General features: G+C 57.5%; 11 protein-coding genes and 1 pseudogene. 5 read left to right on the forward strand and 7 right to left on the reverse strand.

The annotated features are described in order from the left end of the window. Positions 1-148: 148 nt before the first annotated feature. Both DBR46_RS11945 and DBR46_RS11950 read left to right on the forward strand, forming a co-directional pair. Complete coding sequence (locus DBR46_RS11945) at positions 149-832, forward strand: DNA-3-methyladenine glycosylase (protein ID WP_124526359.1); 684 nt, start codon at positions 149-151, stop codon at positions 830-832. 99 nt (positions 833-931) lie between these two features. After that, positions 932-2,248, forward strand: a complete 1,317-nt coding sequence (locus DBR46_RS11950) for a bifunctional DedA family/phosphatase PAP2 family protein (RefSeq protein ID WP_124526360.1) — start codon at positions 932-934, stop codon at positions 2,246-2,248. Here the strand turns inward: DBR46_RS11950 and DBR46_RS11955 are convergent. The 4 genes from DBR46_RS11955 to DBR46_RS11970 form a co-directional block, all read right to left on the reverse strand. Next, positions 2,242-2,457 carry a hypothetical protein gene (locus tag DBR46_RS11955; RefSeq protein WP_124526369.1) on the reverse strand — a complete coding sequence of 72 codons (216 nt, stop codon included), beginning with the start codon at positions 2,455-2,457 and terminating at the stop codon, positions 2,242-2,244. The two genes, DBR46_RS11950 and DBR46_RS11955, sit on opposite strands and share 7 nt — an antisense overlap. Positions 2,458-2,557: 100 nt before the next feature. Beyond that, positions 2,558-3,148 carry an LON peptidase substrate-binding domain-containing protein gene (locus DBR46_RS11960; protein WP_124526361.1) on the reverse strand — a complete coding sequence of 197 codons (591 nt, stop codon included), beginning with the start codon at positions 3,146-3,148 and terminating at the stop codon, positions 2,558-2,560. Between the two features lie 21 nt (positions 3,149-3,169). Beyond that, on the reverse strand, positions 3,170-3,886 hold the full coding sequence (locus DBR46_RS11965) for an LrgB family protein (RefSeq protein ID WP_124526362.1): 717 nt from the start codon (positions 3,884-3,886) through the stop codon (positions 3,170-3,172). Then, a complete protein-coding gene (locus tag DBR46_RS11970) occupies positions 3,883-4,236 on the reverse strand; it encodes a CidA/LrgA family protein (protein ID WP_124526363.1) in 354 nt (117 codons plus the stop codon). Before DBR46_RS11970 ends, DBR46_RS11965 begins: the two co-directional genes overlap by 4 nt. Positions 4,237-4,395: 159 nt before the next feature. Between DBR46_RS11970 and DBR46_RS11975 the strand changes: the two genes are divergently transcribed. The 3 genes from DBR46_RS11975 (at position 4,396) to DBR46_RS11985 (ending at position 7,346) form a co-directional block, all read left to right on the forward strand. Further along, complete coding sequence (locus tag DBR46_RS11975; RefSeq protein ID WP_003194496.1) at positions 4,396-4,851, forward strand: MaoC family dehydratase; 456 nt, start codon at positions 4,396-4,398, stop codon at positions 4,849-4,851. Positions 4,852-4,956: 105 nt separating this feature from the next. Continuing rightward, positions 4,957-6,675: a C13 family peptidase gene (locus tag DBR46_RS11980; protein WP_124526364.1), complete on the forward strand. Its 1,719-nt coding sequence runs from the start codon at positions 4,957-4,959 to the stop codon at positions 6,673-6,675. 29 nt (positions 6,676-6,704) lie between these two features. After that, positions 6,705-7,346 carry an oxidoreductase gene (locus tag DBR46_RS11985; protein ID WP_124526365.1) on the forward strand — a complete coding sequence of 214 codons (642 nt, stop codon included), beginning with the start codon at positions 6,705-6,707 and terminating at the stop codon, positions 7,344-7,346. Between the two features lie 125 nt (positions 7,347-7,471). Here DBR46_RS11985 and DBR46_RS11990 read toward each other — a convergent pair. The 3 genes and pseudogenes from DBR46_RS11990 to DBR46_RS12000 all read right to left on the reverse strand — a co-directional run. After that, positions 7,472-7,672 (reverse strand): annotated as a pseudogene (locus DBR46_RS11990) (YceK/YidQ family lipoprotein); the annotation flags it as partial. Positions 7,673-7,709: 37 nt separating this feature from the next. Beyond that, a complete protein-coding gene (locus DBR46_RS11995; RefSeq protein ID WP_124526367.1) occupies positions 7,710-8,681 on the reverse strand; it encodes a hypothetical protein in 972 nt (323 codons plus the stop codon). A gap of 263 nt (positions 8,682-8,944) precedes the next feature. Further along, the coding region (locus tag DBR46_RS12000; protein ID WP_218569327.1) for a hypothetical protein at positions 8,945-11,424 on the reverse strand (2,480 nt) is incomplete at its 5' end.

Here is an 11,424-nt window from a genome sequence, read left to right on the forward strand (position 1 = left end):
GCGGCAGATTATAGCTGTGACGCCGCTCGACTGACAGCGGTGAGGGGCGGATGGTCGAAATGAACTGTAAAAACCTGGGGTTCAGCGGTAATTAAGGTGGGAGTTGTTATTATTCAGTCACATTTAGCCGTATTAACCCCAGGCCACCATGCCCAGCGTTTCGCCCCAACACCCCGCCAGCGCCCTGCCCGACGGCTTCTTCGACCGCGACGCACAGATTCTTGCGCGAGAATTGCTCGGAAAAGTCATACGCCATCGTGTCGGGGAGATCTGGCTTTCGGCGCGAATTATCGAAACCGAAGCCTATTACGTGGCGGAAAAAGGCAGCCACGCTTCACTCGGCTACACAGAAAAGCGTAAGGCTTTGTTTCTGGACGGTGGGCACATCTACATGTACTACGCCCGTGGCGGTGACTCGCTGAACTTCAGCGCCCAGGGGCCGGGCAATGCCGTGCTGATCAAATCGGCTTATCCGTGGGTCGATGAACTGTCCGGCCCGGCCAGCCTGGCGCAGATGCTGCTGAACAACCCGGATGCCAACGGCCACCCTCGCCCGTCGCAAAAGCTTTGCGCTGGCCAGACATTGCTGTGCAAGGCCCTGGGATTGAAGGTGCCGATGTGGGATGCCAAGCGCTTTGATCCGCAGAGGCTCTTTGTTGAAGACGTGGGCCAGGTGCCGACAACCATCATCCAGACCACTCGCCTGGGCATCCCCAGCGGGCGGGATGAACATTTGATGTATCGCTTCGTTGATGCTGGCTATGCGCCCTATTGCACACGGAACCCGCTGCGCCGGGGCCAGGTCGAAGGCCGCGACTATTTTTTGATTTGAACATTGAGACCTGCAACACAGCTGATCCCCTATGGGAGCTGCTCCCACAATTGATCTCACTGTTTCAGGTTCTGTATTGCATAGATGGAGTGGATTTGTATGGGCCAATGGCTCGATAGCATTACCGGCTGGCTGACCCTCAACCCCGAATGGCTCGCGGTGGCGGTGTTTATTGTCGCGTGCGTGGAATGCCTGGCCATCGCCGGGCTGATCGTGCCAGGCACGGTGTTGCTGTTTGCGATCGCCGCGCTGGCCGGCAGCGGCGCGCTGTCGTTGAGTGAAACCCTGTTGCTGGGTTTTCTCGGCGGTTTGCTCGGCGATGGCATCTCCTACTTCCTCGGCCGACACTTCCACCAGAACATCCGCCGCCTGCCCGGCCTGCGCCACCATCCAGAATGGATGAACGGCGCCGAAACCTACTTCCACAAGTACGGCATTGCCAGCCTGCTGGTCGGACGTTTCATCGGCCCCTTGCGCCCCATGTTGCCGATGGTTGCCGGCATGTGCGACATGCCGCTCCCACGCTTCGTCGCCGTAAGCCTTCTGGCAGGCGCGGGCTGGTCGGTGGCCTATCTGCTGCCCGGCTGGGCGACCGGCGCGGCGTTCCGCCTGCCGTTGCCGGAAGGTTTCTGGCCGGAGGCCGGGGTGGTTACAGCCGCAATCGCCGTGTTGCTGGGCTTGAGTTTGAACAGCAGCCTGCGCGGCCATCGCCGCGCCACCTTGTGGATCGGCTGCGCCAGCCTGACCTTGTTGATCGCACTGTTTATCGGCTATCACCATCTCGATAACTTCGACCATGGCCTGATCGCCCTGGTGCAAGAACATCGCAGCCCGTGGCTGGACGAAGTGATGGTGCGCATCACCCAACTGGGCGAGTTCAAGAAGATGTTCGTCGCCAGCGCCGTGTTCACGGGCCTGCTGTTACTGGCGCGGCAATGGCGCCAGGCCGTGTTTGTCGGCGCAACGCTGGCCGGCGCCGCCGTGATAAACACCGGTACCAAGCTGTTTTTCGCCCGCGGTCGCCCGGAAATTCTTACAGACCCGCTGACCAGTTTCAGCATGCCCAGCGGGCATGCATCCGGCTCTTTCGCATTTTTCCTGGCGCTGGCCGTGCTGGCCGGCCTGGGGCAGCCGACACGCCTGCGCATGACGTGGCTGTTGTTGGGCTGTATTCCGGCGGCGTTCATTGCCTTGTCGCGGGTCTATCTAGGGGCACACTGGCCGACTGACATCTTGGCCGGCACCCTACTCGCGATGGCGGTTTGCGCGTTCAGCCTGACCCTCAGCCAGTACCGCAGCCCACTGCCGGCCATGCCGGCAAAAACCTGGTGGCTGTTATTGCCGGCGGTGGTAGCAGTACTGGGTTTCATTGCCTTGACCGGTACGTCTCACGCGTTGCTCAGGTACGCTTACTGACCCTTGGCGGGCCCGATCCAGTCGACGGGTGCCGTTCGACGCTCGACGCAACGTTCGCGTCGCTCAAGCAGCATCTCGTCGGCGATGTCTGCGGCACGCTCGGCGATATATTCCGGGCCCCGCTTGGCATCCTGCTGAAGCAGTTGTGTGGCGATGCTGACAAAAAAACTATCCCAGATCGCTTGCTCCGATTGCGTTGGTCGAATCATGTTCATCCCCGATCACCGTTGTGTGAGCGGAAACTATTTCAGGCAACGCACGCAGAACAACGAAAGAACATCTGAAAACCGCGCCAGACAATTCCGAAACTCAGTTGAACAACTCTCCCTGCAACTCGTCGAGCAACATCTGGATCGCATCCAGCCGCTGCTGCGGATCGTCGAGTTGCAGCAGGTCGATCTTGTCGGCGTCGGTAAAGGGCAACAAGTAGGCAAGCTGGTTGCCCAAGGCTTGTTGGCCGTCGGCCTCGGCGCCCATGTCCAGTGAAGCCACCATCGGGTGCTCGGCCAAGGCCTGGAGCAGCGCCAGCAGGTCGGCGTCCTCTTCTTCCAGCGCCTGGTCCGGCAGCTCTTCCAGCCATTGCACGTCGGCTACGAGCAAATTGTCCTTCTGCACCCCGGCGTCGCGCACACGAAAACGGCGCCCGCCTTCGACGCGAATCCCCAACAGGCCATTGTCCTGCTGCTTGAAGTCGCGGATCAGCGCTTCACAACCGATCAGGGCGTAGCCATCCGGGGCCATGCCTACCTCACTGCCGTCGAGGATGCACACCACGCCGAAGCTTTCGCCCTTTTTCATGCAGCGGCTGATCATGTCCAGGTAGCGCGCCTCGAACAGTTGCAGGTCGAGGGTGCAGCCAGGGAACAGCACGGTATTGAGCGGAAACAGCGCCAGACTCATAAAGGTTTCCTTAAACCCGGTTTAAACGATCACCGACACAGCCAGCGGCAGGAACACTGCCGTGGCCACGCCCATCAGACTCATGGCCAGCGCCGCAAAGGCGCCGCACTCTTCGCTTTCCTGCAACGCCACCGAGGTGCCGACGGCGTGGGCCGTCATGCCCAGCGCCATGCCGCGCGCTTCGGGGCTGTGCACGCCGAGGCGCGACAGGTAAGCCGGGCCGATCATCGCGCCGATCACCCCGGTGATCAGCACAAACACCGCCGCCAAGGCTGCCACGCCGCCGATCTGCTCGGCCACCAGCATGGCGATCGGCGACGTCACCGACTTCGGCGCCATGGTCATCAGCATCATGTGTTCGGCGCCAAACCACCAGCCCAGCAGCACACACAGGCCAGTGGCCAACACCCCGCCTATCACCAGCGTAGTAAAAATCGGCCAGAACAATTGGCGAATGCGCCGCAGGTTCAGATAAAGCGGCACCGCCAGCGCGACAGTCGCAGGGCCAAGGAGGATGCCCATGATCTCCGTGCTCTTGCGGTACTCGGCGTAGCTCAGGCCACAGGTGAGCAAGATGCCGATCACCAGCAGCATCGACACCAGCACCGGCTGCAGGAAGATCCAGCGGGTTTTCTCGAAACCAGCCAGCACCAGTTGATAGGCGCCCAGGGTGATACCGATGCCAAACAAGGGGTGATGAATCACGGCCGTCCAGGCGCCGTGCCAGTCGAAGATCATTGGTCCTTCTCCTTGCGCTTGACCATCTGCTGCATCAACACGCCGACAAAACCCATGGCAATCACCAGCGACAGCACCAGCGCGCCGACGATGGCCCAGAAGTCCGCCGCAATGTCCTTGGCATACACCATCACCCCGACGGCAGGCGGCACCAGCAGCAGAGGCAGATAACGCAACAGGCTGCTGGCCGCCAGGCTCAGGGGCTCGTCGACCTCGCCATTCCAGATCAGAAAGCCGAGCATCAGCAGCAAGCCGATAATCGGCCCCGGCAATATCGGCAGCAGCAAATGGTTGAGCGCCGTGCCGATCAATTGGAACAGCACCAGCCATGTCAGTCCGCGTAACAGCATCCGTTCTCCCCCCGTCAAAACTCGCCCGCATTATAAGCACGCCAGCCCTATGCTTCGGCATTCGCCAAAAGCATGGTGGGTTGACCAGGCCTGTTGCCCATGATGATCTAAGATGGATTTCGCACACCTATAAAAACCGATGAACCAAGGAGAGACGCAATGCCCTATGTACCTGTAGCGCAGCTCAAAGATTATGTCGGCAAGGAACTGGGACGTTCCGAATGGCTCACCATCGACCAGGCGCGGATCAACCTGTTCGCCGAGGCCACTGGCGATCATCAGTTCATCCACGTCGATCCGGTCAAGGCCGCGCAAACCCCGTTTGGCAGCACGATTGCCCACGGTTTCCTGTCCTTGTCGCTGATGCCCAAGTTGATGGAAGACATCCTCATCATGCCTGAGGGCCTGAAGATGGCGGTCAACTATGGCCTGGACAGCGTGCGGTTTATCCAGCCGGTCAAGGTCAACTCCAAGGTCCGCCTGAACGTGACACTGACCGACGTCACCGAGAAAAAACCCGGGCAATGGCTGTTCAAGGCCACCGCCACCCTGGAAATCGAAGGCCAGGAAAAACCTGCTTACATTGCCGAGTCGCTGTCACTCTGCTTCGTGTAAGCCCGGCCCTGTGGTGAGGCACTGAAACTCACCACAGGGTATGTAAATTTATGTATGAAACTCGCGGCTGCGGCATACTCGGCGCTCAATTATCCGGATCCCGCTATGCGCCCACTCGCTCCCCTTGCCCTTGCCCTGTTGCTCACCGCTTGCGGAGACGGCGAATCGCTGTTGCCGCCCGATGCGCGCCTGCCCGATGGCGGCCGCTACCGGGGTGATGTGGTCAACGGCTTGCTGCAAGGCCAGGGCCGCGTGGACTACCCCAACGGCAGCTGGTACGCCGGGCAGTTCGACAAGGGCCAGTGGCACGGCCAGGGCGAATGGCATGGCAGTAACGGCGAGGTCTATAAAGGCGAGTTCCAGCAAGGCCTGTTCGATGGACAAGGCAGCCTGACCACGCCGGGCAGCAGCTACGTCGGCGGTTTCAAGCGCGGCCGGCGCAACGGCGAAGGCACCCTCAAAGAGGGGCAGATGACCTATCGCGGTGAATTCAACGCCGACCAGTATTCCGGCCTCGGCCGCCTGGAGCTGGCGGACGGCAGCCAATACCAGGGCCAGTTCGCCCACGGCAAGCCGAATGGCGAAGGCCAGCGCAACGACGACAGCGGCAACCAGTTCAGCGGCCACTTCGTCGATGGCCAGCTCGAAGGCAACGGCACCTTCAACAGCGCCGACGGTGACATCTATGTCGGCCAGTTCAAGCAGAACCAGCTCAACGGCAAGGGCCGCTATGAAAACGCAGACGGTGACGTGTGGATCGGCCAGTTCAAGGAAGGCGCGCTGAGCGGCAAGGGCGAGTTGATCGGCGTGGACGGCAGCCACTATGTCGGCCAGTTCAGCGATTGGCGCTTCACTGGTGAAGGTCGCCTGAACCTCACCGATGGCAGCTTCTATATCGGCGGTTTCGACAGCGACAGCTACCAGGGCCGTGGCACCCTCGTCCTCACCGATGGCACCGTGCAGGCCGGCACCTGGGTCAATGGCATGCGGGTGCGTGACGCCGACGGCAAGCTGTTGCCCGACCCGCTGGAAACCGGCGTATTGGCCCAAGGCCACTTGCTCGATGCCGCGCTCGCGGCCGTGCCTGCCTCGACCCCCGCCGTCGAGCTGTACAGCCTGGTGCTGGCCGGTGATGGCAAGCAAAGCGTGTTCCTGCGCGAGGCCGACTACGTGAGCAACATGCTCGCCACCCGTTTCGGCGCGCGCGGGCAGATTCGCCTGGTCAACCACCGCGACCACATCGCCGACCGCCCCCTGGCCACCCGCGAAAGCCTGCGCCGCGCCGTGCAAACCCTGGCCGACCGCACCGGGCCGGAAGACCTGGTATTCATCTACATGACCAGTCACGGCACCCACGAGCACGAATTGGTGCTGGACCAGCCGCGCATGGAGCTGGCCGACCTGCCAGCCGATGAGCTGGCCGCCGTGCTCACACCGCTGAAAGACCGCGACAAGATCATCGTGATTTCCGCCTGCTACTCCGGTGGATTCATCCCGGCGCTGAAAGACGAGCGCACCCTGATCATGACCGCCTCGCGCGCAGACCGCGTGTCCTTCGGCTGCTCCGAAGAGGCCGACTTCACCTACTTCGGCGACGCCCTCTTCGCCCAGGCCTTCAACCAGACCGACGACTTGCAGCAAGCCTTCAAACTGGCACAACTGCATGTGGCCGAACGCGAGCAGGCGGACAACTTTGAAGCCTCTGAACCGCAGATCTGGGCCCCCAAAGGGGTGATCGCCCACTGGCAATTATTACGCAAGCAGCAGGCACGAAAGGCGCTCGAAAGCGTCTCAATGAATAGCAAGGAAGCCAAAGGCAACTAAGCTGTAACGTGTAACAGGGGGGAAACACCATGTACCTGACACCTCAACATATCCTGCTGGCCGGGGCCACCGGCCTGACCGGCGAGCACCTGTTGGATCGCCTGCTCAACGAACCCACCGTGACCCGCGTCCTCGCACCCAGCCGCAAGCCACTGGCCGAACACCCGCACCTGGAAAACCCGGTGGGTGACCCGGCGGTATTCCTGCCGCAACTGAGCGGCCGCGTGGATATCGCCTTCTGCTGCCTGGGCACCACCATCAAGCAGGCCGGCTCCGAAGCGGCGTTCCGCGCGGTTGACCTGGACATGGTGGTGGCCTTCGCCAAACGTGCGCGGGAGATGGGCGCACGGCACCTGATCGTGATCAGCGCGATTGGCGCCGACCCGAAATCGGCGATTTTCTACAACCGCGTCAAAGGTGAAATGGAACAGGCGCTTAAAGCCCAGGACTGGCCACAACTGACCATCGTGCGGCCGTCACTGTTGTTGGGCGAGCGCTTGGAACCGCGCCTGGCCGAACAATTGGCCGGGCCACTGTCGAAGCTGATTCCTGGCAAATACCGTGGCATTGAGGTCTGCGAACTGGCCCGGGCCATGTGGCGCCTGGCGCTGGAGGAGCAGGATGGGGTGCGGGTGGTGGAGTCGGATGAGTTGCGTAAGCTCGGCAAGTGATTTTGTGGTGGCCGTGCGGGCCCCATCGCGGGCAAGCCCGGCTCCCACACTGGGCCGGGTTCACACCGTTCAAAATGTGGGAGCTGGCTTGCCTGCGATGAGGCCAGCACAGCCACCCACTTCTCTTAAAGGCCGCCTGTGGCGTTGAATCCTATGCCCAGCACCGTCAACACCGACAACGGCAACAACAAGGTATCGAGCAACGCACTGGCCGGCAGGTCCACCCCCGGATAACTCGGCGCCTCAGCCCCAAACCGACCCTTGGCGCAGCAGCCACTATTTGTTGCGTACAAATCCAGACGCGTGTCGGCAGATACCACCGACGCCCATATGCACTTTTACGCTTTAAGCAGGCGCGAGTACTTACGCGGTAGCGTCCAACCTAGCCCTCACACTACTGAACAACGCAGTCATCACAGCAAGCCTGGAGTTGATTGCCTTCGCACGACTCTCAATGTCATCTCCCACCGCTCCAGTAGACGCGAGCGTGAAGGGAATATTCAACTTTTCGGCTTCGGCCTTCATCCCCGTCTCTATGATTTTCATCATGTCTTCGAGGGTATCCATGCGCTCGTCGTTGCTTTTCAATACCCAATTCAAGCCTGGTTCAACCGGCGCATCACCTTTAAGAGCATTCATCGCGTTTGAAGCCGCAAACACATCTTTCTGGCTCTGCTCGACAATCTGATATTCCTTGAGCTCTTCCTTGGTAAGGCCCGAGCTTGCGCTAGGATCTAAAAGCGGCTTGAGAAGCGTGTTGGCAGTTCCCGCAACAATCAACCCTAGGGCGGAAAACGGTAGAGCGATTGCTGCAGTCCGAAGCAAGCTGGTGTTTCTGGCCGGCGCTGCTTTTTCTGCTCTAGCCTTGGCGGAGGACGTCAGTGATGCAGCCTCATCCGATAGTGTTCCAGAAGAAAATGACTCCACTTCTTTACCATCTACGCGGCCCGGCGTCGGCTGGCCAAACAACTTATCTCGCGCTTCTGCGTCTTTTGTGGCTTGCCATTTTTTTTGTTGCTCCTTTTGGTATTTCTTTAAATCAGGGTTGCCAGCAGTGTCTACATCAGTTGAGTCTCCAGGCTGTTTAGTACCCGTCGTGTGTCCAGACCCACCAGCGGGGTGAACTTGACTATCAACATACTTTTGATCGAATGACTCAGGAGATTTTGGTGAGCTAGAACCGCTTGATGAGCTAGATCCTGACCCACCTCTCGAGCTCGGAGCACTAACATCTCGGGGCGCAGAAGGAGTGCCGCCTCTATTAATCCCGCCACCAAAAAACTCTCCGATTTTGGAGAAGGCCACCGAACGAGAAGTTGCAGCTGAAAAAACCATAATGATTTACCTAATGATTAGTTAGCATTAGAAAGTCATCCCTTACCCTCATCCGTTTTGTGTCGACAAACACTTAAAGAGTTCCAGCCTTTCCAACTCTATTGTTAAATCACGCGAACAACCAGGCAGCCTACTGCCAAACCTGCAACTGGCCAGGACTCACCAAAAGAGCACACACCCATACGTGTACAAACCTACCGACCTCTATAAAACTCGTCATAGATGGGCGCACATAAATTTGCATATAAAAAATCAAGCATCGATCAGTGAGGCTTAACTTCACGTCCATTTTTTTGATTCTGCTCCTCATTTACCATCGCGCTTACCACACCAAACTGTAACATCTGGGGACCAAACGGTGCGTTTGTGATACTGCTATATGCATACCACCCCCCCTTATTGAAAATAGCCACCACGGGCTCCGCGACACCGCCCGTATCAACACGATTAAACCCCTTGACAATATCACCATCCTTATAAATCCTCGTCATATCATAACGCTTATAATTCCCCCTCAACCGAGGCAGTATTTCATCTGCGTGCCGATAAATCTTCGTCCCATCCTTAAGGACAGTCGCTACCCCACGCTTGATATTTTTCGGAAGTTTAATAACATCGGTGACGCCGATAGAGGCGCCAACCCCCGCAAAAAAGGAACGCGCGAGTGCAGTACCTATTGACTTCCCCGCCTTCAACGCTTTGTTCGCAGCACCGAACCCAGGAAGAAGGAAACCTAAAACATCAAACCCGATATTAAAAATCGCGCCTCCAACATTGCCGTTGATTGCGTCTTTAATACCGTCATAAAAAGGAATGAGCGAAAGTAAAAACTCATTGACCACTTTATTCCCGGCTCGGTTTTTTTCAATCACGGTAACCCCGGCAGCGCTTGCTTTGAAAGCATCATAATTTTTTGTAAAAAAATCACCTGCAACGTTAGCCAGCGACCCATTTCTGTCGGAAAGATATGAACCTTGTGCTTTACCGGGCACATCAACCGGATCGCGATTTTTATTGGTTGCACCGAACTGAGTGTAGATATTCTGCGTATTCCACACACGATCTTTGGCACCAGGACCAAAATAAGCGCTGTCGTCATAATTTAGCTGTTCCGCCGGCGAACCTTCTTCCTTGACCAATTTTCCTAGCCCGGGGTGGTAACTATAGTAGTCTATCTTCCCATCGTTCCCTGCCACTTTCATAAGCACGCCATGCTGCCCTTTTAAAGCTTCAAGTTCCTGCTCAGTCGGGGTACGCGGTACGGGCCAGGAATGCCCGGAATGGCCGTGATCGTTGAACTGAAGCTTTGTACCTAAAAAGGGGCGAGACACTTCGACGAAGCTTACATCTGAATTTTCTATGCGCTTACGCTCTGTGACAGGCAACAAAGAAAGTTGATACTTAAACTGAATGGCCCAAGCAGCTTTATGGTTTTTTTTGTATTGCTTAAACTTATAATCAAATAGATCATTGATATTTGGAGCAAGCCTTGGAAAGCGTAATTTCATCTGCTCCCACGGTAATTTATTTTCATCGCGTGATTCCATCCAGCTCGGTTCAAATGGTTCAGTCATGTAAACATCAAGCGGCGACATCACATAGCCCTTGTCCCGACGGGAGCACAGCGTATCCTCCGTAGGGTCCTCTATTTCCGGAAAAACTTTTTTAAACTCTGCCAGCGCCAACTCTTTCCGAGTGGGCGGATCTTTCAGCAACACCGTACGCGCCCACTGCAATTCACTTTTCTGTTTTTTAAGCACCGTGAGTAAATGCTCGAGGTCTTTGTCTCCATACTCACCATTAGGGGTGCTTTCGATCAAACCATTCGCGAGGCCCCACTGAATAGTTGGGTTTACCGATGCTATTCCTACTCGGGCTTCGCCCTCATGAAGATTAAGCTGCGCATCCGCATACTCCATCACTTGACTGAACGTCATGTTCGCAGATGCGCCGGGCGCTTCCTGTTCTACCAGTGCAACCGCTATAGAGAACTCCATCCACGTATGAGACCCATAAACAAGGTTAGGCTGTATGTTTTTTACGAGGAACTCAGGCGCGGCGGCCGACAATAATAAATGAGCGGCAATAGGTGCCGCGTCAGCACCCACTTTAGCTTCAAGATGGACCACGAAACGCTTGATAATTTCGGCAGCAGGAAAACCCGCATTATCTTTGCTGTAGAGGTCAAAGCCCGCCAGATTGTAAGGTGACTTCCCTAACCCGGGGTCAAGTTCTTGCACAAGGGCGGCATTCAATGCTTCGATTGCACCGGTCGGAGACTCCGCTGTTTCGAGACTATTTTGTAGGGCCTCACCCAACTTCAGCGCCTCTGGCGAGCGAATCAGCTGATCCCATGCTAACGCAGGGTTGTCCGCAATCGTCTTGCGCGTAGACTCCCCAAGCGAGCTGATCAGGCGACGTAACACACTGTCTGGCCCAACCCCCGCCTGAGGGTTAGAAGCCTCAGTGGCTGTTCGCGCCCTCCATCTATCCACCTCCGCTTTCATCTTGCGTAACGGAGTCCTACCCAACGACCCAACGATATTCCTGACGCCCCCGGCGTCCGCCCCAGGCACCCGCGGGAGAAGGTCAAAGGATAATGAACGAGCCAAATAATGTGCTTCCTGACTATTGGCAGGCACCTTATATCCACGCGACTCGAGCATTTTCGCAACACTTATCTCTGGGCGCTGTTCGGTGATAAATAAAGTTGAGCGCCGGTCTAGGGAATCTCCGAACAAGT

The organism is Pseudomonas sp. KBW05, assembly GCF_003852405.1.
Classification (GTDB): Bacteria; Pseudomonadota; Gammaproteobacteria; order Pseudomonadales; family Pseudomonadaceae; genus Aquipseudomonas.